The sequence below is a fragment of the Marinomonas aquiplantarum genome (assembly GCF_003314975.1).
GTDB lineage: Bacteria > Pseudomonadota > Gammaproteobacteria > Pseudomonadales > Marinomonadaceae > Marinomonas > Marinomonas aquiplantarum.
On record NZ_QNRF01000002.1, the window covers coordinates 1 to 25,303 of the forward strand.

At 44.9% G+C, this 25,303-nt stretch carries 25 protein-coding genes, 1 rRNA gene and 1 pseudogene; 19 read left to right on the plus strand and 8 right to left on the minus strand.

The window, feature by feature from the left end:
* The 10 genes from rrf to DFP76_RS03380 form a co-directional block, all read left to right on the plus strand.
* Window positions 1–89 (plus strand): 5S ribosomal RNA (gene rrf / locus DFP76_RS03335); the annotation flags it as partial.
* An 820-nt stretch (window positions 90–909) separates the two neighbouring features.
* Complete coding sequence (locus tag DFP76_RS03340) at window positions 910–4,080, plus strand: ATP-binding protein (RefSeq protein WP_245931861.1); 3,171 nt, start codon at window positions 910–912, stop codon at window positions 4,078–4,080.
* Between the two features lie 11 nt (window positions 4,081–4,091).
* Window positions 4,092–4,439 carry an Hpt domain-containing protein gene (locus DFP76_RS03345; RefSeq protein ID WP_245931862.1) on the plus strand — a complete coding sequence of 116 codons (348 nt, stop codon included), beginning with the start codon at window positions 4,092–4,094 and terminating at the stop codon, window positions 4,437–4,439.
* 237 nt (window positions 4,440–4,676) lie between these two features.
* Window positions 4,677–5,978, plus strand: coding sequence for a sn-glycerol-3-phosphate ABC transporter substrate-binding protein UgpB (gene ugpB / locus DFP76_RS03350; protein ID WP_113873267.1), 1,302 nt, complete (start codon window positions 4,677–4,679; stop codon window positions 5,976–5,978).
* Between the two features lie 83 nt (window positions 5,979–6,061).
* Entirely contained in the window at window positions 6,062–6,937 is an 876-nt protein-coding gene (ugpA, locus tag DFP76_RS03355; RefSeq protein WP_113873268.1) for a sn-glycerol-3-phosphate ABC transporter permease UgpA, read from the plus strand.
* On the plus strand, window positions 6,937–7,785 hold the full coding sequence (ugpE, locus tag DFP76_RS03360; RefSeq protein ID WP_113873269.1) for a sn-glycerol-3-phosphate ABC transporter permease UgpE: 849 nt from the start codon (window positions 6,937–6,939) through the stop codon (window positions 7,783–7,785). The genes ugpA and ugpE overlap by 1 nt, the downstream gene beginning before the upstream one ends.
* 4 nt (window positions 7,786–7,789) lie before the next feature.
* Window positions 7,790–8,854 carry a sn-glycerol-3-phosphate ABC transporter ATP-binding protein UgpC gene (gene ugpC / locus DFP76_RS03365; RefSeq protein WP_113873270.1) on the plus strand — a complete coding sequence of 355 codons (1,065 nt, stop codon included), beginning with the start codon at window positions 7,790–7,792 and terminating at the stop codon, window positions 8,852–8,854.
* A 7-nt stretch (window positions 8,855–8,861) separates the two neighbouring features.
* Complete coding sequence (locus tag DFP76_RS03370) at window positions 8,862–9,608, plus strand: glycerophosphoryl diester phosphodiesterase (RefSeq protein WP_113873271.1); 747 nt, start codon at window positions 8,862–8,864, stop codon at window positions 9,606–9,608.
* A 9-nt stretch (window positions 9,609–9,617) separates the two neighbouring features.
* Window positions 9,618–10,376 (plus strand): DeoR/GlpR family DNA-binding transcription regulator, encoded by a 759-nt coding sequence (locus DFP76_RS03375; protein WP_113873272.1) that lies wholly within the window; start codon window positions 9,618–9,620, stop codon window positions 10,374–10,376.
* A 6-nt stretch (window positions 10,377–10,382) separates the two neighbouring features.
* Window positions 10,383–11,186 carry an HAD-IIB family hydrolase gene (locus DFP76_RS03380; RefSeq protein WP_113873273.1) on the plus strand — a complete coding sequence of 268 codons (804 nt, stop codon included), beginning with the start codon at window positions 10,383–10,385 and terminating at the stop codon, window positions 11,184–11,186.
* A 4-nt stretch (window positions 11,187–11,190) separates the two neighbouring features.
* On the opposite strand, the gene DFP76_RS03385 is transcribed toward DFP76_RS03380, so the two are convergent.
* A complete protein-coding gene (locus tag DFP76_RS03385) occupies window positions 11,191–11,973 on the minus strand; it encodes an IclR family transcriptional regulator (RefSeq protein ID WP_113873274.1) in 783 nt (260 codons plus the stop codon).
* Window positions 11,974–12,104: 131 nt separating this feature from the next.
* Between DFP76_RS03385 and DFP76_RS03390 the strand changes: the two genes are divergently transcribed.
* The 3 genes from DFP76_RS03390 to DFP76_RS03400 all read left to right on the plus strand — a co-directional run bounded on the left by DFP76_RS03390 (window position 12,105) and on the right by DFP76_RS03400 (window position 14,944).
* Window positions 12,105–13,289 carry a GAK system CofD-like protein gene (locus tag DFP76_RS03390; protein ID WP_113873275.1) on the plus strand — a complete coding sequence of 395 codons (1,185 nt, stop codon included), beginning with the start codon at window positions 12,105–12,107 and terminating at the stop codon, window positions 13,287–13,289.
* 177 nt (window positions 13,290–13,466) lie between these two features.
* Entirely contained in the window at window positions 13,467–14,480 is a 1,014-nt protein-coding gene (locus DFP76_RS03395) for a response regulator (protein ID WP_113873276.1), read from the plus strand.
* A complete protein-coding gene (locus DFP76_RS03400; RefSeq protein WP_113873277.1) occupies window positions 14,477–14,944 on the plus strand; it encodes a nitrogen regulation protein NR(II) in 468 nt (155 codons plus the stop codon). Before DFP76_RS03395 ends, DFP76_RS03400 begins: the two co-directional genes overlap by 4 nt.
* An 86-nt stretch (window positions 14,945–15,030) precedes the next feature.
* On the opposite strand, the gene rimK is transcribed toward DFP76_RS03400, so the two are convergent.
* Window positions 15,031–15,933 carry a 30S ribosomal protein S6--L-glutamate ligase gene (rimK, locus tag DFP76_RS03405; RefSeq protein WP_245931880.1) on the minus strand — a complete coding sequence of 301 codons (903 nt, stop codon included), beginning with the start codon at window positions 15,931–15,933 and terminating at the stop codon, window positions 15,031–15,033.
* Between the two features lie 75 nt (window positions 15,934–16,008).
* Window positions 16,009–16,413, minus strand: a pseudogene (locus tag DFP76_RS18235) (ATP-dependent zinc protease family protein); the annotation flags it as partial.
* A 229-nt stretch (window positions 16,414–16,642) separates the two neighbouring features.
* Here DFP76_RS18235 and DFP76_RS03410 point away from each other — a divergent pair.
* Window positions 16,643–17,563, plus strand: coding sequence for a D-hexose-6-phosphate mutarotase (locus DFP76_RS03410; RefSeq protein WP_113873278.1), 921 nt, complete (start codon window positions 16,643–16,645; stop codon window positions 17,561–17,563).
* Between the two features lie 79 nt (window positions 17,564–17,642).
* Here DFP76_RS03410 and DFP76_RS03415 read toward each other — a convergent pair whose 3' ends face one another.
* A complete protein-coding gene (locus DFP76_RS03415) occupies window positions 17,643–18,419 on the minus strand; it encodes an exodeoxyribonuclease III (protein WP_063332431.1) in 777 nt (258 codons plus the stop codon).
* A 117-nt stretch (window positions 18,420–18,536) separates the two neighbouring features.
* Between DFP76_RS03415 and pyrE the strand changes: the two genes are divergently transcribed.
* Complete coding sequence (gene pyrE, locus DFP76_RS03420; protein WP_113873279.1) at window positions 18,537–19,184, plus strand: orotate phosphoribosyltransferase; 648 nt, start codon at window positions 18,537–18,539, stop codon at window positions 19,182–19,184.
* A gap of 31 nt (window positions 19,185–19,215) precedes the next feature.
* On the opposite strand, the gene slmA is transcribed toward pyrE, so the two are convergent.
* The 4 genes from slmA to coaBC form a co-directional block, all read right to left on the minus strand.
* Window positions 19,216–19,809 carry a nucleoid occlusion factor SlmA gene (gene slmA, locus DFP76_RS03425; protein WP_113873280.1) on the minus strand — a complete coding sequence of 198 codons (594 nt, stop codon included), beginning with the start codon at window positions 19,807–19,809 and terminating at the stop codon, window positions 19,216–19,218.
* A gap of 56 nt (window positions 19,810–19,865) precedes the next feature.
* On the minus strand, window positions 19,866–20,774 hold the full coding sequence (gene argB, locus DFP76_RS03430; protein WP_113873281.1) for an acetylglutamate kinase: 909 nt from the start codon (window positions 20,772–20,774) through the stop codon (window positions 19,866–19,868).
* Window positions 20,775–21,095: 321 nt separating this feature from the next.
* Window positions 21,096–21,554, minus strand: coding sequence for a dUTP diphosphatase (gene dut, locus DFP76_RS03435; RefSeq protein ID WP_113873282.1), 459 nt, complete (start codon window positions 21,552–21,554; stop codon window positions 21,096–21,098).
* 9 nt (window positions 21,555–21,563) lie between these two features.
* Window positions 21,564–22,793, minus strand: coding sequence for a bifunctional phosphopantothenoylcysteine decarboxylase/phosphopantothenate--cysteine ligase CoaBC (coaBC, locus tag DFP76_RS03440; RefSeq protein WP_113873283.1), 1,230 nt, complete (start codon window positions 22,791–22,793; stop codon window positions 21,564–21,566).
* A 94-nt stretch (window positions 22,794–22,887) separates the two neighbouring features.
* Here coaBC and radC point away from each other — a divergent pair, with 94 nt between their 5' ends.
* From radC to mutM, 4 genes are all read left to right on the plus strand, one after another.
* Window positions 22,888–23,562, plus strand: coding sequence for a RadC family protein (gene radC / locus DFP76_RS03445; RefSeq protein ID WP_113873284.1), 675 nt, complete (start codon window positions 22,888–22,890; stop codon window positions 23,560–23,562).
* A 209-nt stretch (window positions 23,563–23,771) separates the two neighbouring features.
* Window positions 23,772–24,008: a 50S ribosomal protein L28 gene (rpmB, locus tag DFP76_RS03450; protein WP_013659714.1), complete on the plus strand. Its 237-nt coding sequence runs from the start codon at window positions 23,772–23,774 to the stop codon at window positions 24,006–24,008.
* 11 nt (window positions 24,009–24,019) lie between these two features.
* Complete coding sequence (rpmG, locus tag DFP76_RS03455; protein ID WP_011978459.1) at window positions 24,020–24,190, plus strand: 50S ribosomal protein L33; 171 nt, start codon at window positions 24,020–24,022, stop codon at window positions 24,188–24,190.
* Between the two features lie 112 nt (window positions 24,191–24,302).
* Window positions 24,303–25,121: a bifunctional DNA-formamidopyrimidine glycosylase/DNA-(apurinic or apyrimidinic site) lyase gene (mutM, locus tag DFP76_RS03460; protein ID WP_113873285.1), complete on the plus strand. Its 819-nt coding sequence runs from the start codon at window positions 24,303–24,305 to the stop codon at window positions 25,119–25,121.
* Window positions 25,122–25,303: the final 182 nt, after the last annotated feature.

Genomic DNA, 25,303 nt, shown 5'->3' on the forward strand with positions numbered 1-25,303 from the left:
ACCTGATCCCATCCCGAACTCAGAAGTGAAAAGCGCCATCGCCGATGGTAGTGTGGGGGATCCCATGTGAGAGTAGGTCGTCGTCAAGCTTTAAATTAAGAAGCCCTGATAGGTTATCCTGTCAGGGCTTTTTTACGTCTGTCGGAAAGTCAAACCTAGGATCTTGCAAAGGGTTATACCCCTAAGTCGTTGGCAGTAGCAAGAACCTGATGTAGGTACAGGGATCTGCTCCCTGAGATACCATCGCCGATGGTAGTGTGGGCCTCATGATGAAAGGAAAGCATGTGAGAGTAGGTCGTCGTCAAGCTTTATATTAAGAAGCCCTGATAGGTTATCCTGTCAGGGCTTTTTTACGTCTGTAGGAAGGGCAAAGGTACGATCTTACAAGGGGTCAGACCCCTAAGCCGCTTGCACAGACAAGAACCAGATGATCCCAACCAGCGACGCCTTGCGTCACTGCCGTCGTCAGCGGCTTACGCTGCTTGGGATCTTGCTCATCTAGTCACATGCATAAGTCTTATGGGCTCAAGCTATCCGATATGATGCTTTGTCGACAAACCAAGTCTCTTGTTCCTTCCCCTTATGTCTTCAAGGGGAAGGTTAGGATGGGGTTAGTCCAGCAACCTCAATCCAATCAGATTAACTTCAAGACTCGGTTACTTTGATAGCCTAGCCCGTTTTGTTCTTTCCCAACCAGCGATGCCTTGCGTCACTGCCGTCGTCAGCGGCTTACGCTGCTTGGGATCTGCCCCCTGAAATAATTAAGATGGGGTTAGCGACTTAAGCTACTTTGGATTGAGTATCTCTATCTATTTGTAAGCTTCTTTATTACATAACATAACTAATATCTTACTTATGCCTTGATCCAGCTTGTCTATGCTTAGATGACTTATGACAAGGGATAGGATTATGATAAAAATCGTTAAGATTATTTTGCTGACTGCACTGGGTTATTCCGTGCTGGGAGCACTTGGTCTGGCGGTTGCCATATCTCCAGGTTATTCCACGATTATCTGGCCTGCCTCTGGATTAGCACTGGTTGCTGTAGTCTTTTTTCCTAAATTTGCCCCATTAGGCGTCTTCCTAGGCTCTTTGTTCATCAATGTTTCCGCTACTTGGCTAAATCATCAAGAGTTTGCTCTGGCGTTACTTGCTTGTATCGCCACGGGAGCCGTATTGCAATCTTGTGTAGGTGGCTATTTAGTACGTCGTTTTGTTGATGTCTCTCGTTTGTTTCATCGTAGTCGTCAGGCTCTGCGTTTTGTGGTTCTGGGGGGAGTTTTATCCACCTTAATAGGGGCAAGTGTAGGGGCTTCATCGTTATTATTGTTTGGGGCTATAGATTACGCTCAATATTGGACAAACTGGAGTGTTTGGTGGGCTGGAGACATGATTGGTGTCATCTTTATCGTGCCTTGGTTAGCGGTATTTTTACCTTCTTTGTTTGGTGAATATTTTGATCGTCCAATGCGCTTAATGAGTGGTCTCGTTGTGGTTTTGTTGATGATCGCTATTTTGTCCTGGGGAGGGAGTTACGCAGAATGGAATCGGCAAGTTAAGGAGTTTCAGTCCAACGCAGAACTGTTAGAGGTCTCTATTTCAAATCGTATTAAAAATGCAGTGGATATGCTTTACGGTTTTGTTGCTTTTATTGATAGCAGTGAAGAAATTAATGCGGAAGAGTTTGCTTTTTTTTCTGACCGAGTAATGCAAAGAGATGATTCAATTGTTGGAGTTTCGTTGAACTTTTCTGTGCCGGGTGACGATATTTTGAACTTTGAAAAAAGTATTCAAAACTTTTATCCGGGTCGAGAGTTTAGGGTAAAAGAAAGGTCTTCCACTGGCGCTTTAGTTCCTGTTACTCCTAGAGATCGGCATATTGTAGTGACCTTTATTTCGCCGCTTGAGCGTAATAGTGCTGCCCTTGGATATGACGTCTATTCTCAAGCAGACAGACAGTTTGCTTTGGATCAGGCGATTCAAAGCAAACAGGTTTACCCTACGTCTCCTTTACGGCTTGTACAGGATACGAAAGGGGTTTTGTTGTTTTTACCTTTCTTTGATCAACAAACAGATACTTTCTTAGGCGTGGCTGCGTCAGTCATCGCTTTATCTACGTTAACAGACACCATTGTTCAAAAAGGTCGTTTATCAAATACGGATTTGTATTTAGTAGATGAGTTTGGTCACAGCGGTTCGCCTGTGTTAGTGGCTAAAAATAGAGAGGCGGGTTTAGCTGTTTCTGATTTGGTGCTGGCTTATGAGCAGGGCGATTTTCAACACGCTGTAAAAGTTGACATTCGTGTTGGTGCGAAGACTTGGCACCTTTATCAAGTGAGTCGAAGTTATTTCTTTAAACAGCCTTGGATTGTCCAGTTAGTTATAGCGTTTAGCCTATTTGTGGCGGGCTTATTTGGCTGGTTTTTATTGATTGTAAGCAGTCATGCTGCCGATGTTGAGAATAAGGTTCGGCGGCGTACCAAAGACCTTCAGTTAGCGAATGATAATCTTAAGCTGTCTGAACTTAAGCAGAGCAAAGCTAAAGAAGAAGCGGAACAAGCAAACCGAGCGAAAAGTGAATTTTTAGCAAATATGAGCCATGAAATTCGTACGCCATTAAACGGTGTGATTGGTAGTTTAACCTTGTTGTTGAATGGCAAACTGAGAGCGGATCAAATTCATCTGGCAAGGTTGTCAAAACAAAGCGCTGAATCTTTGTTGGATATTATAAATGATATTTTAGACCTTTCTAAAATTGAAGCTGGCGCGATGGATATTGAAAAAGCACCATTTTCATTAAGCGCTTTAGTCGAAGAAGTGGCTAACATTGCTAGCCTCAAAGCGGAAGATAAAGGTATAGCATTAAATGTACCGGCTAACTTGGTGCCCAATCTAGTATTGCAGGGGGATCGTGTAAGGCTAAAACAGGTCATGATGAATTTGGTGGGCAATGCGGTTAAATTTACCCAGGTTGGCGAGGTGAATTTAACGGTCACTATTGACCGTCAAGCAGGTGACGAGCATGTTTTATCGTTTAAGGTTGAAGACACTGGGGTTGGTATTGCGGAGGACGCGCAATCGCAATTATTTCAGCGTTTCAAACAGGCCGATGGCTCTACGACCAGACGCTTTGGTGGGACAGGTTTAGGGTTGGCCATCAGCAAGGACATTGTGGCGGCGATGGGAGGGGAGATTCGTTTAGAGTCTCAGAAAGGGGTAGGGTCAAGTTTTTATGTGCAAATCCCTATCCAAGTAAACTCAATTGAGGCGCCACAGACAGTGAGCTACGATGCTAGCGTAACGCTCATTTATCAAAATGATACAGGACGCTCTTATGTTGCCAGTTTGCTTGATTCATTAGATTGTAAGGTGACGACTTTCGCGGATTTAAGTGAGGCTTTAGGCAGTGGAAATATGCTGGAAAGGCTGCTTTTGTTAGATTCTGATGTCTTAAAGGATGCCTCATCTGATGAGATTTATGAGTTGGAAAAAGTGTGTCTAGAGAAGCAAATTCAACCCGTTTTATTGCGATCTCGCTCCATGTTTAAATTTAGTGATAAAATGACGGCAATGTCTGTAATGAAGCCTATACTTAGCAAGCCGTTATTAGATGTTTTAGAAAGTTTAAAACCACCCGTTTTAGGAGAAGTTATGGCGACCAGTAGCAATAACTCAGCGCCAGATAATCGCCCTGTTTTTAATGTCAAAGTGTTGTTGGCGGAAGATAATTTGACGAATCAGATAGTCGCGCGGGGGTTATTAAACCTGTATGGCGTCGAGGTAGTGATTGCTGAGGATGGTGAGCGTGCAGTGAGTTTGGCTAAGCAAACCAAGTTTGATTTGGTCTTGATGGATTGTCAAATGCCGGTGATGGATGGCTATGAGGCAACGCGTCATATTAGGCTGTTTGATGGTGCGGAAACACCAGCGAATGTGCCTATCATCGCATTAAGTGCCAACGCAATGAAAGGGGATCAGGATGAGTGCTTTGCTGCAGGTATGGATGACCATATTGCTAAGCCTGTATCCCAGGATAAGCTAGTGGAAGTTCTAACGAAATGGCTTAAATCAACAGACTAGGTAGTAAGACTATGTTGGATGTAATCATATTTGATAGTTCAGACTTTGAAAGTCGCCTTGCTCGTAATGAAGAGCTGATGACTCTCGTGGCGGCGGAGTTCCTGAAAGAGGCGACGGGTCTGTTAGCCTTACTAGATACATATATCATGGAGCGAGACTGGCATAATCTAGGGGTGGTCACAAACCGCTTGAGAGGCGCAGGTTTAGAGGTATCTGGTTACCAGTTTTGCGAAAAGCTTAATGATTTGCAACGTATTATCGACAAGCAAGCGGCACCTCAATTAAATACAGTAATGTCGGCTTTAAATACCGAATTTGATCGTCTCTCTTTGGCTTTAAAACACGAAATTCTAAAATAATTTGTTCACTCGCTATTTTTAGCCTCTTATTTTCTTCCTATTAAGCCCTTTCAAATTAATAGTAAACAAGGTGTAAGCATCTGTTTATCCTCTGTTTTATGGTTTCAATCTTCGTTTTCAATTTCATTTGAGTGTATTTGTGTTTCAAATGAAACTTATCTATCATCAAATTGAAATATTTAGTTTCTATAGTCGTTCTTTCTTTTCTAAAAACAACTCATTGTGAGGAACACGGAAATGTATAAATTGAAATTGGCGTCAGCGGTGATTGGACTCTCTATTGCAAGCTCCGGCTTTGCGGCAACCGATATTGAATGGTGGCATGCAATGGGTGGTGCGAATGGTGAAAAAGTAAATGAGATCGCCAAAGCATTTAATGACTCTCAAGATGCCTATACCGTTAAGCCTGTTTATAAAGGAAATTATACGGAAACCATGACGTCCGCTATTGCGGCTTTCCGTGCCAAAAAACAACCACACATAGTACAAGTATTCGAAGTGGGTACGGCCAGCATGATGTCCGCAAAAGGGGCCATTTACCCTGTTTACGAATTAATGCGTGAGTCTGGTCAATCATTCGATCAAAGTGGTTTTCTAAGTGCCGTTACGGGTTACTACTCTGATCAAGAAGGCAACATGTTGTCTATGCCATTTAATAGTTCAACGCCAGTTCTGTATTACAACAAAGACCTATTTGCTAAGGCTGGTATTCAGAATCCACCAACGACTTGGGAAGAAATGGAAAGTGTTTCTCAGAAGTTGTTGGACAATGGCGTTAAATGTGGCTTCACCACTGCGTGGCAGTCTTGGGTTCAGCTAGAGAATTTCAGCGCTCGTCATAATGTACCTTTTGCAAGTGAAGCAAACGGTTTCGGTGGCTTGGATACGAAACTGACATTCAATGGTCCATCGCAGGTCGCTCACATTGAAAAAATGAGTGAATGGCAACAGAACGGCATCTTTAGTTATGGTGGCCGTCGCAGTGACTCCGCACCAAAATTCTACAGTGAAGAGTGTGCGATGTTCATGAACTCTTCAGCGGGTTACGCTGGTATTAAGAAAAACGCCAAGTTTGATTTTGGTGTGTCACAGCTTCCTTATCAAGGCAGTGCGATCTCTGAGCCGAAGAATACCATCATTGGTGGTGCGTCTCTTTGGGTGCTGCAGGGTCATAAAAAAGAAGAGTACAAAGGCGTTGCGTCTTTCCTAAGCTTCTTGTCTCGTGCAGAGGTGCAAGCAGATTGGCACCAGTTCTCAGGCTACTTGCCAATTACTCGTGCTGCCTACGACCTAACCAAAGGGCAAGGTTTCTATGCCCAAAATGTTGGTACAGAAACTGGTGTGTTGCAGATGACTTCAGGTACACCAACACCAAACTCTAAAGGTTTACGTTTAGGTAACTTTGTACAAATTCGTGACATCATTAATGAAGAGTTAGAAGGTGTTTGGGCAGGACAAAAATCTGCTCAGGCTGCACTAGACGAAGCGGTTAAGCGCGGTAACGTGTTGCTGCGTAAGTTTGAAAGAGCCAATAAGTAATTAGCGTTAGTTAATTACGGTGTGACCCTCGCTCATAATGAGCGAGGGTTTTGTATTTGAACTTATAGCAAGGCGCGGTATTAATGTCTGTGTATTTTCCTCATAAAAAATTACCCTATCTGTTGGTTTTACCTCAGCTTGTTATCACTCTTATCTTTTTTTTATGGCCAGCAGAGCAAGCGTTTGAACAAGCTTTCTATCAAGAAGACGCGTTTGGCTTAAGCCGAGAATTTGTTGGCTTCGATAACTTTGTTTATCTGTTTAATGATCCACAGTATTACAAGTCTATTTGGGTCACTTTAGTGTTTAGTTTCTCCGTTGCCTTCTCTGGTTTGGCTATCGCGCTTTGGCTAGCGGTAATGGCGGACAGAGTCATTCGCGGCAAACTGACTTATCAAACTTTACTGGTTTGGCCTTATGCAGTCGCGCCCGCTTTGGCTGGTGTACTTTGGTGGCTGTTATTTGATCCTAGTATGGGGCCGGTTGCTCTTTGGTTGCAGTACTTTGGTGTCGATTGGAACCATTTCTTAAACGGTGACCAAGCAATGACCTTGGTGGTCATTTCGGCCACATGGAAGCAAATCAGTTATAACTTTCTGTTCTTTTTGGCTGGCTTACAAGCTGTGCCTCGTTCTCTTATTGAAGCAGCATCGATTGATGGTGCTAGCCCGTTTAAACGCTTTTGGACCATTGTTTTCCCATTGCTTTCACCGACGACCTTCTTTTTGTTGGTGATTAATCTAGTGTACGCCTTTTTTGATACCTTCGGGGTAATTGACGCGACCACTCAAGGTGGCCCTGGTGTGAGCACAGCCACCATGGTGTACAAAGTCTTTAATGATGGTTTTATCGGTTTAGACATGGGCAGTTCAGCGGCTCAGTCTGTGGTGTTGATGTTTTTGGTTGGCGTTATGACGGTGATTCAATTCCGTTACATTGAACGTAAGGTGGAATACTAATGATAGAAAATCGTCCTTGGCTTACCTTCATCAGTCATTTTTCATTATTGCTCGGAATTGGTGTCGTCGCTTTGCCTGTTTGGGTGGCGTTGGTGGCATCGACTCACCCCAGCTCAGCATTTGGTGCCGGTGAAATTCCATTGTGGTTTGGTGATCAAGCGCTTGAGAACTGGCGATCTGTGTTTTTAGGGGAAGCCAGCTCCGGTGTGGATGTGCCTGTTTGGTATATGATGCTGAATTCTTTCATCATGGCGCTTGGTATTACCGTTGGTAAGTTGTTTATTTCATTGCTATCGGCTTACGCCATTGTGTTCTTTCGTTTTCCCTTTCGCGGGGCGTGTTTTTGGGTGATTTTTATTACCCTGATGCTACCCGTAGAAGTACGTATAGTACCGACTTACGAGGTGGTGGCGAATTTGGACATGTTGAACAGTTATTCGGGTTTGATCTTGCCTTTGATTGCCAGTGCGACGGCGACTTTCTTATTCCGACAATGCTTTATGACCATGCCAGGAGAGTTGATTGAGGCGGCGCGAATTGATGGTGCGGGCCCGATTCGATTCTTTTTCGATATCCTGCTGCCTATGTCTCGTACCAACATCGCTGCCTTGTTTGTGATTATGTTTATTTACGGTTGGAATCAGTATTTATGGCCTGTGATCATCACCACAGACGATGCTTACTACACCTTAGTTATGAGTATTAAACGTATGTTGGCAGTGGATCAGGGCGATATCGAATGGAACCATGTCATGGTCACGACGCTGCTCGCCATGATTCCACCAGTCGCCGTCGTGATTGGTATGCAGAAATTGTTTGTGAAAGGCTTAGTGGACGCGGAGAAATAAGAAAATGTCAGATGTAGTATTAAACAATATTGGTAAAACCTACCCCAATGGGTATCACGCGATTCCAAGTATCGATCTGACGATAGAAGAAGGTGAGTTCATTGTTCTGGTTGGTCCGTCAGGTTGTGGTAAGTCAACTTTACTGCGAATGGTGGCAGGGCTTGAGACCATTTCTCAAGGTGATTTGATGATCAAAGGGGCAAAGGTTAACGATAAAGAGCCCGCGGATCGTGACATTGCCATGGTGTTCCAGAACTACGCCCTTTACCCTCATATGACAGTGTATGCCAATATGGCTTACGGCTTGAAGAATCGAGGTGAAAGTAAAGAGGTCATTGCTGAAAAAGTCACTTCTGTAGCGAACATGCTGGGGCTAGAAGAGCTGTTAGAGCGTAAACCTAAGCAGTTATCAGGTGGTCAACGTCAACGTGTTGCTATGGGGCGTGCGATGGTGCGAGATCCCAAGGTGTTTTTGTTTGATGAACCGTTATCGAACCTAGACGCTAAATTGCGAGTGCAGATGCGAGTCGAGATTCGCCAGTTACAAAGAAAATTGGGTACGACCACTTTGTATGTCACCCATGATCAGGTAGAAGCCATGACGCTGGCTGATCGACTGGTGGTGCTGAACAAAGGCAAAGCTGAGCAAATTGGCACGCCGATGGACTTGTATAATAAACCTGCCACGCCTTTTGTCGCTGCCTTTATAGGCTCACCTTCAATGAATTTGATTGGTGCCAATTTAGATGAGCAAGGTATCCGTTTATCACAAGACCTTCACTTACCTTTGGTGCATCAGCATAGAGGAAGTGTGGTATGGGGCATTCGCCCTGAGCATTTGGACGTCGTGGATGAGCAAAATGCGGATTTCGCTTTGCGCATTCAGGCGGTAGAATCGTTGGGAGCTGAAACCTTAATACACGGCACTGTGGATCTGGGCGTCAAGCAAGAGCCTATTGTGGTCCGATTATCCGGTCCTCATTGGCCAGAAATAAATTCGTTATTGTGGTTGAAAGCACCAATGGAACATTGGCATGTTTTTGATGCAGTAACTCAACAACGTTTGTGAGAAATATATGACGACCAATACCGTCTTAGACACCAAAGTTATGGGGCATCGTGGTGCGGCTCTATTAGCACCAGAGAATACCTTATCTTCTATCCGCGCAGCAGCAAAAGCAGGCGCGACTTGGGTAGAGATAGATGTGTACTTGATCGCCGAAGGCGGTTTGGTGATATTCCATGATGATACCTTAGAGCGTTGTACTGATGGCGCGGGTGAAACTCGTTTGGCCTTGCCTGCTGAGGTGGCAAAACTGGATGCCGGTGGGTATTTTTCAGCGGAGTTTGCTGGCGAAAAAGTCCCAACCTTATTGGAAGCATTGGAATGTATTCAGTCATTGGGTCTTGGTTTGAATTTGGAAATCAAACACGATGGAGCAGACGTTGAAAACATTGTGCCTGCTGTTATGGCGGCTCTGCGCGAGCATTGGCAAGACAATGATAAGCTGATCATTTCAAGCTTTAATCATTCAGCCTTGTTGCTGTGTTATGAGATTGCTGATGGCCGTCATCTTGCGCAACTGTATGAAGCCATTCCTGAAAACTGGCAGACGGAGCTTGCCAACATTGGCGCCTATAGTTTGAACTGTGATTACTCCTTATTAACCAAAGAACAGGCGCAAGCCGTGAAAGCGGCGGGCTACAAGTTATTGTGTTATACCGCGAACGATGCCGATTCTGTTACCGATCACTGGGATTGGGGAATGGATGCGGTGATCACAGATGACCCTAATAAGTTTGCTGCCATGATGGTTGGGTAAGGGGTGATTGTGGCTTTAAGCGACCGTCAAAACCAGATTCTTAATTGGGTTCAGCAAGAAGATGCTTTATTGGTGGAAGACATGGTGGCGCACTTTAATGTGTCATCACAAACCATTCGTAAAGACATTAACTTGCTGGCGGAGCGTCATTTAGTTCGCCGAACGCACGGCGGTATCGCACCCTTATCCAGTTCCGAAAATTTACCATTTGATCATCGCCAACTGCTAAACGGTGATGCTAAAAATAGGATCGCTGCCGCGGTCGCTGATGTTATACCTGATGGGGCTTCGGTCTTTTTGGGGATAGGGACAACCGTGGAGTATGTGGCGAAAGCATTGATTCGACACCAGAATTTGCAAGTTTTTACCAACAACCTGACGGTCGCAAGTATATTTGGTGGGCAGCCAAATATTCGAGTGCGTGTTTTCGCAGGTAAATTGCGTCATCAACACTATGATTTAGTAGGAGAAGAAACGCTTTCTGGTCTGAGACAATACTATTTTGATTATGGTGTGTTGGGTTGCGGAGGGTTAGATGAAGCGCAAGGAATCTTAGACTTTGACCCAGAAGAGGCCGCCGTGAGTCGAGTGTTGGTGGAGCAAAGTCGACACAGCTTATTGGTGGTGGATAAACATAAGTGGGGACGAAAAGCTTCGGCTAGAGTGCACAACTTCTCCTCGATTGATCAAATTTACACAGATGCACTGACAGAAAAACAAAGTCAGTTACTCACCCTTCATGGTGTGAAGATAACCCTTTGTCATTAGGAGACTATGCCTATTACTTCTCTATCTGCGCTGACAAAGCAGGATTGTCAGCAGGTACGCTTCGTATTAACTGATTTTGATGACACCCTGACGTGGCAAGGGCAATTGCCGGTAGCGACATTACAAGCATTGTCTGAATTGGCTGCACATGGCATTAAGGTGATACCGGTTACCGGAGGCTGTGCCGGTTGGTCAGACATGATTGCCCGCGCTTTACCTGTGGAAGGCGTGATTACCGAAGGTGGTGCTTGTTTTATTGGTCGTGATGCAAACCAAGCATTGCGCTATCAATTCTGGCGTGATGAAGCGCTCATGAAGGCTAATAAAGAAGAGATTCTACAGCAAGTGGAAGAGGTGTTGATCGCTTTTCCATCGTTACGTTTAGCGCAAGATCAGGCGTATCGTTTAACCGATGTGGCGATTGATTATGCGCAAGATGTCCAGCCGCCAGCGCTAGCAGAAAAAGAGGCCTGTCTTACCAAATTGCTTGAGCTTGGCTTAAATGCACGTGCCAGTTCAATTCATATCAATGTTTGTTCACCAGGATACGACAAGTTTTCCATGGCACAACGTGTACTCAGTGACATCTACGGCTTGAGTCAATCCGAACAGCAACATCAAGTTTTATACGTAGGAGACGCACCAAATGATGAAAGCATGTTTGCGCGTTTTCCATTGAGTGTGGGAGTGGCAAACATTGCACACCATCTGCCGCAAATGACACATCACCCCAAGTACCAGACAAGCCAACCCGGCGGTTTGGGGTTTGCTGAACTCGCCCAGGTCGTTTTGGCATCTCGTTCAATTTGAGTACTTACTCTTCATCAGAATAGTCACATGCCCCGAGGTGTTTTGAAATCACTTCGGCGGCCAACTTTACCGATTTTTTCATCTCTTCATAAACATCATCATGAGTACGAAATGCAGGGGCAGTCACACTGATGGCTGCAACAACTTCATGACGTGAGTTAAAAATAGGGGCCGCGGCACACTTGATGCCTATTTCGTGCTCTTCAAGGTCAAGTGAAATACCAGTGTCTTTTATTTGTTGTAAATTGTCTTGCAGCGCTTCTGGTGTGGTGAGTGTATGCTCAGTATGGCGGATAAAGGCCTGTTCACTAATGATTTGTTGTTGTGTTTGTGTTGGTAAAAACGCCAACATCGCTTTGCCGACACCAGTGCAATAAACAGGGCCTTTTTTGCCAACAGCGGAATACAGTCTGAGGCTTTTAGGGCTTTCTAATTTATCAATGTAGATGACATCAGCACCATCAAGAACCGCCAAATGAATGGTTTCTTGAGTGCTAGACCATAAATCACGCATTGGTGAGGCGGCCACATCGCGGATATCTAAGTTAGCCCAAGTGCGATGGGCTAAAGCCAGCAATCCATACCCTGGATAATAAGCTTGCTTGTGTTCATCAAAGCGCACTAAGCCATGCTCCAATAACGTATTGAGCTGGCGATGGGCTGTGGCTTTAGGTAGTTCAGACAGGTCAACCAGTTCGGCAAAGCGTAACGGCACTGGAGAAGTACACACATGATTTAGCATAGTGAGTGCTTTGCTAAGAGAAGAACCAGTTGGTTTTTTTTCCATGATCTTTCCTGTCTGTAAAACATGTTATGGTTAGAATGCGTTTTATCTTAACATTGTCAGTTAAGAGAATATATTTTAAAACGCTTTTTCGTTTTCGGTAGGGTCAAGAGTCAATAGACGGAGTGGTTAATATGGCGGATGCTTTACGTATCTGGCGACGCATGGTGATGCCAGATCTTGTTCGTGTGCATCGTTATCAGAGTTTGCCTGAGCAAGGGCCAAAGGTGCTGTTTTTTAGTGGTGGTTCTGCGCTGAATAAAATCAGTCGAGTCTTTAAAGAATACACCCATCATTCTATACATTTGGTGACCCCATTTGATTCTGGTGGCAGCTCTGCGAGGTTGCGAGCGGCGTTTGATATTCCTGCGGTAGGAGATTTGCGAAGTCGCTTGATGGCATTAGCGGATGAAACCGTTCTGGGACAACCAGAAGTGTATGCGTTGTTCACCCATCGTTTAAGTCATACGGGCTCCATGGCTGAGCTAAGTGCGCAATTAGATGCCTTGGTGAAAGGTGAGCATGAACTAATCGTTAATATACCAAATCCGATGAAGGCTTTGATTCAAACCCAATTGGCTGTGACTCAGGCTGAAATCGATGAAGCGTTTGATTTACGTGGAGCAAGCATTGGAAATCTGATTATGGCGGGTGGCTTTTTAAACAATCAGCATCAGCTTGACCCAATCGTATTCTTGTTTTCTCGTTTGATCAAAGCGCTTGGGGAAGTGAAAACCACTCTGGATGCTGATTTGCACTTGGGTGTTGAGTTGGAAAATGGCGATGTGGTGTTAGGGCAACACAATATAACGGGCAAAGAAACGTCGGCGCTGGCCAGTCCGATCAAACGTATGTGGCTGAACAAGGGATTGAAGCAACCGCAACCAACCAATTGTCAGATTGCCGATGATCGAAAAGATGCCATCGAAACAGCGGACTTGATTTGTTATCCTCCCGGTAGCTTTTACAGCAGCTTATTGGCTAATTTAATGCCGCAGGGCGTTGGTCAGGCCATTTGTCAAAATCCCAACCCAAAAGTTTATGTACCGAATTTAGGGATGGATCCTGAGCAGTTGGGTTTGTCTCTTACGGAGCGGGTTGAGCGTCTCATCGCGGCCATCATAAAAGATGTGCCAGAACATGCGAACTATTCTGCATTAGATTACGTATTACTTGACGATCGCTACGACTATGGCGAATTGGATTTTGATAAACTCGCCCGACTCAATGTGGCGGTGATTAAAACCCCTCTTATCACTCACAAACCTGAAAAGTACGATGAAAGGCTGGTAACTAAGGCCTTGTTGTCTCTTGTGTAAAAGCGACTGTTAACAACTTGTGCTACTTTTTAGTAGGAAGAGAATAAATATTAGTAAAAAGGCAACGACACCAGATTGAAGTGGGATAAAAAAAATTACGAGACGTAACACTTTTGTGTTTTTCGAAACATCACCTTAGCTGCCATAGTAGAGATACTAGATAACAAGAGAACTGTCATGAGTACAAAGGTACTGATATGTGATGATTCAAAAATTGCAAGGAAGCAGCTGGCAAAGGTTTTGCCAAATGACTGGAGTGTCGAAATTGAATTTGCTGAGAATGGTCAGGATGCGCTGGAGCAAATAGCAGCGAATGCGTTTGATGTCTTATTCTTAGATCTGAATATGCCGGTAAAAGACGGCTACGAAACCCTCGAAGCGCTTCAAGAGGTTGCTGATGCACCTGTGGTGATTGTGGTGTCTGGTGACGTCCAGCCAAAAGCCATTGAGCGAGTAAAAACCATGGGCGCCGCCGCGTTCCATAAAAAACCCGCGGCAGCAGAAGACATACGCACATTACTGTTAGCGCTAAAGCTGTTCTCGCCAAACGCTCAAGCGAGTGAGACGCCAAATGACGTGGTCACCGCAGCAGAAAGCTTTACTCTGCAAGAAACGCTACAGGAAGTGTCTAATATTGCCATGGGGCGCGCTGCCAGTGTATTAGCGGAAATGCTCAATGTGTTCATTAAGTTGCCTGTGCCTAGAGTCAATATTCTAGAAGTGGGTGAACTGCAAATGGCACTAGAATACAGTGTGAAAGAGGACAGTTGCTCTGCCGTATCACAGGGCTTTGTAGGCTCTGGCATTGCGTTTGAAGCTTTGTTAATTTTTAACGATTCCAGTTTTCCTGACATGGCCACGCTACTGGGAATGACGGATGCAATTTCTCGTGAACATGAAACGGAACTCTTAATGGATGTGTCTTCTGTGCTTGTTGGGCCTTTTATGGCCGCAGTGGGTAAACAGTTGAACATTGATTTTAGTCATGGCCACCCAACCTTGCTTGGTCAGCATGTCAGAATTGCGGATTTAATTAATGTGAAAAAAGCGTCGTGGAAACGTACCTTAGCGGTCGAGATTGTTTATGAAGTGGAGAACTACCAGATCAATTGTGATTTGATGTTATTGTTCACAGAAGATTCTGTACCAACATTAGAGCACTTGTTGTCATTTCTGGCGGAGGACGAATGAGTATGCAGTCTGATGGCTTAGCCGATTTTCACTGGATGTTTGATCTACTACACCATATTGACGTGGGGCTGGTGGTATTAGATCGACAATATAAAATACAGTTGTGGAATAGCTTTATGGAGAATCACAGTGGTGTGAGTTCTTCTATTGCTAAGCAGCAATCTTTATTTACGGTATTTTCTGACCTTGAACAAAGTTGGCTGCAACAAAAATTGGATAATGTGTTTGGTTTGAAAACTCCCATCTACATTTCTTGGGAACAGCGACCTCATTTATTCAAATTTAAGTGTTATCGCCCACTGACTAGTATTGCAGATTATATGTACCAAAATATCGCAATACGTCCTATCTCTGGCCCTAATGGGGCGATTAATCAAGTCTGTTTAGTGGTGTATGACGTCACAGATGTGGCGACTAACAAGATGGCCTTCGAGGCCATTCGTCAAGGTTCAAGCAAGGCCTAACGAAAAAAGCCACCTTAAGGTGGCTTTTTTTATGATACGGCACAGGCAATAAACTTAGCCTTGTTGGTGAACTTGGCTGGTTAGGATTATTTCTTGTGCAACAGTTGCTTCTCAATCGCCATAATCATTCGGCTTGCAATGTCTTCATTCGTCGCGGTTTCTATGCCCTGTAAACCTGGAGACGAGTTTACTTCTAACAGCAATGGGCCTTTATTGGAGCGAATGATATCGACCCCAGCTACTCGTAAGTCCATCGCTTTTGCGGCCTTGATGGCGATGCGCTTTTCATCTGGCGTGATTTTAACCAGCTCAGCATGACCACCTTGATGGATATTGGCACGGAACTCTCCCGGTGCGGCGACTCGCTGAATGGACGCCACGACTCGACCATCAATAACAAAGCAGCGTAAGTCTTTACCACTGGCTTCTTTGATAAACTCTTGGACTAGAATATTGGCGTTTAAACTCTTAAACGCATTAATCACACTGTCTGCCGCTTTGCGGGTTTCAGCCAGTACCACGCCTTTACCTTGAGTGCCTTCTAAGAGTTTGATGATAAGCGGTGCACCGCCAACCATATCGATCAAGTCGCCTGTGTCTAATGGTGAGTTAGCGAACCCTGTTGTGGGGATGTCTAAACCGTTATCCAGTAGCAGTTGTAGGGAACGAAGCTTGTCTCTTGATTGCGAAATAGCAATAGAAGTATTCAGGCAATAAATGCCTAAGGATTCAAACTGACGAAGTAAGGTGCAAGCGTAAAATGTCATGCTTGGACGAATGCGTGGGATGACGGCATCCAGATCATTCAATACTCGACCGCCTCGGTAGTGAATTTCCGGTGTGGTTGCATCCAATTTCATATAGCAGTTTTTGATGTTTAAAAACTGGATCTCATGACCACGAGCTTCGGCGGCTTCAATAATACGACGATTACTGTATAAGTCCGGGTTGCTAGCCAATAGCCCGATTTTTAGACCGCCGGTACGAATATCTGGTGACTTGTATAACTCTGCAAGCACGTCTTGAGAGCGTTCACCTAGTAGACATTGACCTTCTGGATCGACCAAAATGCGTCCTGTCATGGCCTCTCGGCCCAACAGCATGCGATATCCCATGCTGTCGCGATCAGTCAGAGTTACTTCCACTGACCAAGATTTTTCCCCCAAAGAGATAGGGACGCGAATAACATGACGTTTTTCTTTGTCACCGTTGGAGCTCTTGATAAAGCGTTGGTCAATGATCTGAGCTTCGCAGTGGACTTTTGTCTTGCGATTGTCTTGTAGTGGGTGGACATCAAAGCTCACCCACTGCTCGCCATTGCGCGGAAAACTTTGAATGTTCACGGCATGTAATGACGAGGTTTTGGCTCCTGAATCCACCTTGGCTTTGATGGCGGGAATATTAAGTGACGGAAAGGCACACCATTCATCACTGCCAACAACCATTTTGGCTTCGTTCATTTGGTTCATAAACTTTTAACTCTATAGGAAATAAGGAAGAGACAGGAAGCCTAAAATGACCCTTATGGCCATCTATTCTTCCCGTGCTTTATAGCCTAAAAGGTGTGTCAGGTTAAGCGTTTTTTCATTCCTTTTGTAATAATTTTGAGGTTCGAATTTTCGTTATAAACACAAACTATTGTAATCGTCATTTGTGGGGTTACTATGTGCGTATAAGAAATAGCAACTGGGGTGATAAATGAATGGCCAACTAATGAAAGAGTTGGAAGAGCTGGGTGGGGAAATACGTCCAGCCAGCTTAAAAAAGTGTGATGAAATCATCATAGATCAACCAGGCTTTAGCGCCGTTATTGCTCTATGGGGCGGGCACTTGGTGAGCTTTACGCCATCAGGTCAGCCTGATCTCTTGTTTCAATCAGAAAATAAAGGCGGTGAAGGTCGCTTTGGGCGTCGCCATTTTGGGGTGCCTGTGTGCTGGCCTTGGTTCGGTGCCAATGAAGAACAGGAAGATTTTCCCGCGCACGGATTGGCGCGTTATTTTCGTTGGGAATTTATTGAAGCAGGGCGCTTTAAAAACGGCGATGTAAAAATTGTCATCCGTCTGGCGTCAGAAGACCACCCATTGATTGAAGAAATGTGGCCTTATGCCTTTGAGCTGCGTCAGGTGTTTCGTTTCTCTAGCAAAGGTTTTCGCATTAACTTTACCGCGGCCAATCTATCCGATAAGCCAATGCCGGTAAGCGAAGCCCTGCATACTTATTTCCATGTAGCGGATAACAAAACAGCGCAAGTGCATGGTCTAGATCAAGTTACTTATATTGATAAGTTTGATGAAGGGCGTGAGTTTCAGCAGCAAGGCGTGGTGACGCCTTGTAACCACATGGATCGAGTATATGTCTCTTCACCAGAAGAATGCGAGATACATGATCCAGACTTGCAGCGCCGCTTGATAATTCAAACGGAAGGCAGTGGCAGTACGATTCTTTGGAATCCAGGCGGGAAATTAGCAAAGAAACGAGCGGATATGGACAAAGAGGACTATCGTCGCTTTGTGTGTGTTGAAGCCGGTAATGCTTTGTCTGATGCTTATGTGATTGCGCCAGGTGACATTCACCAATTGAAGCTAAAGGTGAAACATAAGCCGTTAACGGAAGACTAGACTTTCTGTTGGCTGTCCCATTAAAAAAACCGCTGGATACTTTATGCATTCAGCGGTTTTTTTGTGATCTCTTAAACACTTAGTCTAAGTTGTATTCCATAATCAATGGCGCGTGGTCAGAAAAGCGCTGACCTTTGTAGATGGTGCCGCCTTGAATTAAGTTTTTCAGACCTGGTGTGGCGATTTGATAATCCAAACGACCACCTTCATCTAACTTCCAAGCGCGCTCATAGTCAGGCCACCAAGTGTATTGCTTGTCTTGCTTATTCACTTGACGGAAAGCATCGATGTATTCCAGCTCGTTAAAGATTTCATTAATCCATTTGCGCTCTTCTGGTAAGAAACCAGAGTTACGCTGATTCACAAACCAGCTACTGACGTCGATCGGAGAGCGAGCCACATTCGCTGTGCCGCAGAAAATAAATTCGCGACGCTTACGGCGAGTTTTAATCAAATGATTCTTAAAACCTTCCATAAAGCGATATTTGTGTTCTTGCAGCGCTTCTTCGTGATTCGATCCGTGCGGTGTTAAAAAAGCACCAATGCTCACCTTATCAAAATCTGCCTGAATGAAACGACCTTCAAAGTCACATTCAGGAAAGCCCATGCCAGTCATAATGGCTTTTGGCATGCTCTTACAGTAAATGGCAACCCCAGCTTGATCTGGGTTTTCCATCGAATCAAAGAAATATGTGTTGTATTCAGGTGGAAAGAAAACGCTGTCATTTAGGCTGCGTTCATCGACCTGTATGTCTTGTAGACACACAACATCTGGGTTCTGACGAACCATCCATTCAAAAAAGCCGCGATCGGCTGCTTGTTTTATACCGTTTACATTAAGGCTGATGACCTTCATTTCTGGTCCCTACAATTCCTAGCCGTGTGTTATATTAGCGCCTATCCTAAGTTAGCATGGCTTTTTATACCATCTTGGTGACGCTGTGTTGTGAATTTTTATCTTTCTGGAGCCGGTATGAAACCTTACCAAAGAGACTTTATCGAATTCGCTATTGAGCAAAACGTTTTGCGCTTTGGCGAATTTACACTTAAATCAGGCCGCGTAAGTCCTTACTTTTTTAATGCAGGCTTATTTAGCTCAGGCCAAGCATTAGCGAAGTTAGGCCGTTTTTACGCTGCCTCTCTCATGGAAGCAAATGTTCCATTTGATGTTCTTTTTGGCCCTGCTTACAAGGGCATTCCATTGGCTACGACCACAGCCGTTGCCTTGTATGATCATCATAATCTAGATACACCATACGTATTCAACCGCAAAGAAGCAAAAACTCACGGTGAAGGCGGCTCTCTAGTTGGCGCTGCTCTTGCTGGTCGCGTCATGATCATTGATGACGTGATTACCGCAGGAACCGCCATCCGTGAAGTCATGGCCATTATCCAACAAGCGAACGCGTCGCCTGCTGGTGTTCTTATCGCATTGGATCGTCAAGAACGAGGCCAAGGCGAATTATCTGCCATTCAAGAAGTTGAACGAGACTTTGGTATGCCGGTTATCAGCATCGTGTCGCTCAACGACATCATGACTTATTTGGCTGAGCAGGACTCTCCAGAGTTTGCCCAGCATTTGGACGCGGTAAAAGCTTACCGAGACCAGTACGGAATCTAACTATAGTGCTAAGGCTCAGCGTGGCTGAGTCTTAGCGATTCTGCATCAAGTTTTGTGCCAAGATAGGCCATTGCTCTTGCCAAGCTTCCATAGGCTTAGTTTTGAACTCACTGCGTACGTAATGACGCACTTTGCCTTCAATCACGGCCAATAAAAAATCTGCCGTTGGTGCGACCCCCATTTTAGATCGTAAGCCTTGCTTCAAGTCGGCTTCGCGAATCACCTGCTTCAGCTGTGTTTCGATGCGATCAAACAATTGTGCAATACGCACTCTGAGGCGTTCCGTCTCACCAGACAAAGCGTCTGCTGTGAGCAATCGACACATGCCTGGGTTCTGCTGAGCAAATCCGAGAATCAAGGTCATCATCATTTCAATACGAGACACTACGTCACTTTCTTCTTGAATAATACGGTTGATACGAGAAAAAAGAGATTCTTCAATAAATTCGATCAAGCCTTCAAACATCTTCGCCTTACTTGGAAAGTGGCGATATAGCGCAGCTTCTGAAACACCGACTTGCTTGGCAAGTGCAGCCGTTGTGATGCGAGCACCTGGGCTGCTTTCTAGCATTTGTGCTAATGCTTGCAAGATTTGAGTGCGGCGATCGATTTTTTTATTGCTCATGGTCTCGTACCCAGTAATAACCTATTGTCGACATTTTGTTAATGATGTGAGCCTGACTAAACGCTTGCTTTGGTATTCGAGATCAATGTACCCACACCTGTGTCGGTAAAGATTTCCAATAGCGTAGCATGTGGTACTCGACCATCAATAATGTGTGCACTTGTCACACCAGAATTCACCGCCGATAACGCACAACTGATCTTTGGTAGCATGCCACCATAGATGGTGCCGTCAGCAATCAGAGCATCAACTTGTGCTGTACTTAACCCAGTTAACACATTGCCTTGCTTGTCCTGAACACCAGAAATATTTGTCAGCAACATCAGTTTTTCAGCTCCGACAGCTTCTGCGACCTTGCCGGCGACTAAATCCGCGTTGATGTTGTAGGCATGACCTTCTTCATCTACGCCAATAGGCGCAATGACAGGGATCAAATCACTGCTTTCAAACAGCTTAAGGAATTTGGTATCAACACTGGCGACTTCACCAACATGACCGATGTCTACTTGTTCTGGCGCGCTTGCGCCTTCGACTTGTTGTTTCACAAAAAGTTTTTTTGCTTTGATGAAACGGCTGTCTTTACCTGTGATACCAATGGCTTTACCACCGGCTTCACAAATTAGGTTAACGATTTCTTTGTTAACTTGGCCGCCAAGAATCATCTCCACGACGTCCATTGTCGCGGTATCGGTAACGCGCATGCCATTGATGAATTTTGATTCAATGTTTAGTTTTGCCAGCATATCACCAATTTGTGGACCACCGCCGTGCACCACAATTGGGTTGATGCCGATGGCTTTCATTAAAACGATGTCTCGAGCAAATCCGGCTTGTAGTGTTTCATCCGTCATAGCGTTGCCGCCGTATTTAATGACCAATGTTTTACCAGCAAAGCGTTGAATATAAGGCAGAGATTCACTCAACACCTTAGCAACATCTAAAGCAGACTCGCGAGAAAAAGCCACGTTTTAATTACTCCTGTTAGCCAAACGAAAAGGTTGCCTGTATCTAGTTCAGTAGATTGGAAGAGAGCTAGACATCCAGCGTTTAAATAGATTACTCCGCCAGGTTAAAACGATGACATACAAGGCGGGTAACGAGTGTAAGCAACCACTTAGGGTTGAAATAATAACGTGAACTTGGCGGATTAACTACAGAAAAATGTATGAAAATTACCAATTACTGACTTATGAAAGTAAAAAATCAGGCGGCGGATGAAGATGGTTGAGCTAGGCTGATCAGCAAGGGAAAAAGGGTGAGTTTTACTCACCCTTTTGGAGTGGGTTTTATTTTGTGCCAGTATGACCGAAACCGCCGGCACCGCGTTCGGTCTCTTCAAATTCCTTCACAATATCAAACTCCGCTTGTACTACTGGAAGCAATACAAGCTGTGCAACACGTTCACCAGGCTCGATGACAAAACTAGTGTTGCCACGGTTCCAACAGGACACCATTAGTTCGCCTTGGTAGTCTGAATCGATTAGGCCAACTAGGTTACCTAACACGATACCGTGTTTATGACCTAAACCAGAACGCGGCAAAATAGTCGCCGCCAGATTTGGGTCTTGAATATAAATGGACAGACCAGTCGGTAATAAAGTGGTTTCACCTGGTGCCAATTCGATGGACTTATCTAGGCAGGCTCTTAAGTCCAATCCTGCTGAGCCCTCGGTGGCATAGGTTGGTAATGGAATTTCGTTACCAATTTTATCGTTAACGATTTTTAGTTGAATAGCTTGTTTCATGAGAGTCTCTTAATCTGCTGATGAGGATTGAGTGTGTTGGTAAATATGTTCTACCAGCTGCATGGCCAGTTGTTGTTTGCTGGCTTTTTCTGGTGACCATGTTTTCTCGTGTGTGATCACGGTGACTTGGTTTTCGTCCTGATTAAAACCTATGTCACTGCGTGACACGTCATTGGCAATGATCATATCTAAGCCTTTGCGTTCAAGTTTGCCTTTCGCGTAGGCGATTACGTCTTGTGTCTCAGCGGCAAAGCCAACCATACAATTTGCGCCTTTCTGTTCGGCAATCGTGGCAATAATGTCAGGGTTTTTCACTAAGGTCAGTTGCAGTTCATCCCTGTTGGTTTGCTTCTTCATTTTTTGATGGCTTTGGGACTTCATTTTGAAATCCGCCACCGCCGCCGCCCCGATAAAGACATCTGCTGTTTTTGTCATGGCTTGTTGGCAAGCCGTTAACATATCATCGGCACTTTTTACCTTTACCAATGTCACGCCTTGAGGAGCGGAGAGAGTCACAGGTCCAGAAATTAGGGTGACCTTAGCGCCGCGTAATTGTGCCGCTTGAGCCAATGCATAGCCCATTTTACCGGAACTGTGGTTGCTGATATAGCGAACCGGATCGATGGCTTCCATAGTGGGGCCTGCGGTAATCACCCAATGTTGTCCGTTTAAGTCTTGTGGTATTGACTCTGCAGCCAGGTTGTCATTTAAATAGGTGAAAATATCGGCGGGTTCGGTCATGCGGCCAGGGCCTACATCGCCACAAGCTTGCGCACCATCGGCTGGGCCTACGCTCAGTACGCCTCGTTGAGCCAAGGTGTCCGCGTTTGCTTGAGTAGCAGGGTGTCGCCACATAGCTTGGTTCATTGCTGGAGCCAGTAGTACCGGCGCTTCAGTTGCCAAGCATAGCGTGGTCAATAAATCATTCGCCATGCCTTGGGCATAGCGTGCCATGAAATCCGCTGAGGCGGGAGCAATGACAATCAAGTCTGCCCATTTGGCGAGCTCTATGTGACCCATACCAGCTTCGGCTGTTGGGTCGAGTAGCGTGCTTCTGACAGGCTTGCCTGAGACGGCCTGTAATGTCATTTCCGTCACAAAGGCTTTGGCACCGTCTGTTAATACCACTTGAACGTCGGCGCCAGCTTTCGTCAGCAAACGAATTAATTCAATGCTTTTATACGCGGCAATGCCGCCAGTAATACCTAATAAGATGCGTTTTGCTGCTAGGTTTGACATAAAAAACTTCTCAAGTCGTTCAGTGATCTATATGGTTAGTTTTGTAGGCAGGAAGCCGAATACAACAAGATTATCATGGATCAAGGAGTAGATCATGAGTATTAAACACTGGCCAGAGCAGGAACGGCCTCGTGAAAAACTTATTCACCAAGGTGCAGCGTCGCTTTCAGATTCCGAGTTGCTAGCGATTTTTTTGCGTACGGGGTCTCATGGTTTAAGTGCCGTGGAAATGGCAAGGCAATTGTTACATCATTTCGGCGGTCTACGCGCTTTGCTGTCTGCTAGTCGAGAAGAATTTTGCCAAGGCTTTGGGTTGGGGGACGCGAAATACACTCAGTTGCAAGCCGTGCTTGAAATGTCAAAACGTCATTTACAAGAGCAACTCATGCGCGAAGCGGTGTTTTCCAGCGCGGAGCAGGTTCGTACTTATTTGTCCTCACAGTTACGTCATGAACAAAGAGAAGTGTTTGCCGTGTTGTTTCTAGATTCACAGCACCGTCTGATTCGTTATCAAGCACTTTTCCTTGGCACCATAGACGCGGCTGCGGTTTACCCCAGAGAAGTGGTGAAAGCTGCACTGCAACATAATGCGGCCGCCGTCATCATTGCCCACAATCACCCTAGCGGTGTCGCCGAACCCAGCCAAGCAGACATCAGTATTACGAGCCGAATTAAATCGGCGTTAGAGTTAATTGATGTGCGTTTATTGGACCATTTTGTAGTGGGCGATGGTTCGCCTGTGTCTTTAGCTGAGCGAGGTTTAGTATGAGGTTACTTGCTTCAATGAGCCTTAGAATCGGCTTGTTAAAACTAAATTGATCATTTTTTGATAAATGATTTGATTGAAGCTCAGTGCTGTGAGAGAATTCGCGCCGCTATTCCTCGGTACGGGATTTTTTTGGATCATCCGGATTCATGCTCCGCCTGAGGAAGTGAAGCACACTTCCAACAATTTCTGGATAGCAAAAGGTATTTAATATGTCTCGCGTATGTCAAGTTACTGGGAAGCGTCCTGTTACAGGTAACAACGTTTCTCACTCAAAGCGTCGCACTAAGCGCCGTTTTCTTCCTAACCTTCACTGGCACCGTTTTTGGGTTGACAGCGAAAACCGTTATGTTCGTATCCGTGTGTCTTCTAAAGGTATGCGTATTATCGATAAAAAAGGCATCGATGCAGTTCTTGCTGACATGCGTGCTAACGGCGAAAAAGTATAAGGAACTGAATCATGGCTTCTAAAGGCGCTCGCGATCTAATTCGCATGGTATCTTCTGCTGGTACTGGTCATTTTTACACAACTGACAAGAACAAGCGAAATACTCCAGACAAACTTGAAATGAAAAAGTTTGATCCTGTTGTACGTAAGCACGTTATGTACAAAGAAGCGAAAATTAAATAATTTTTGTTTCTTGCAAAAGAAGACCGACTCAATGAGTCGGTTTTTTTGTATCTAGTAGATATACTTTGTTCATTCGGTCAGTATTTTATCGGTCTTGTTATTGAGGTTTGTGATGCCTGAATTACCTGAAGTGGAAACCACGATGCGCGGTATTGAGCCACACTTGGTGGGGCAAAAAATCGCAAAAGTAGACATTCGCCAGCCACAATTACGTTGGTTGATTACTCCTGAATTAAGCCAAGATATTTTAGAGCAGGAAGTGGTAAAGGTATCTCGTCGTGGTAAATACATAGGTGTTCATACGGCAAAAGGTACTATGATTATCCACTTAGGCATGTCGGGCAGTTTGTACTTTGTGCCAGCGAATACGCCACCTTTGTTTCATGATCATGTGGATTTTCAAATCGCTGATACGGATCAATGGTTGCGTTATACAGATCCGCGTCGTTTCGGTGCTATTTTGTGGACCACTGATGACTGGCTAGAGCATGATTTGTTAAGTCACCTAGGCCCTGAACCTCTGTCGGATGAATTTGATGTGGATTACTTCTATGCCAAAGCCAAAGGCCGTAAAGTACCCATTAAAACCTTTGTAATGGACAGCAAAGTAGTGGTGGGTGTTGGTAATATTTATGCGAATGAAGCTTTGTTTATGGCCGGGATTCGTCCAACGCGTATGGCTGGAAATATTTCTAAAGTTAGAATGCGTAAATTACTTGAGTGCATTAAAATAGTGCTTGCCAATGCCATTAAGCAAGGTGGCACTACATTGAAAGATTTTGTTGGTGGTGATGGTAAGCCTGGGTATTTCAAACAGGAACTGGCGGTGTACGGCCGAGCAGGTTTGCCATGTACCCAATGCCAACAGGCTTTAACGGAAGTTCGTCAGGCGCAACGCAGTACTGTGTATTGTGTAAAATGCCAAACTTGACCTCTTGTTCAATTTAGGCACAAGAATTGCTGTAAATTAGCTTGATTTAGTCAATCAAATGGAAGTTTTTCGGGTGCCACTCGATGTTTGCGCAAAAACCTTGATTAAAATGTGCATATTTCGTTGCGGTATTGTTTGAATAGGTTTATTTTTGACCAGTTAGGCAAGGTTGTATTGCCTAG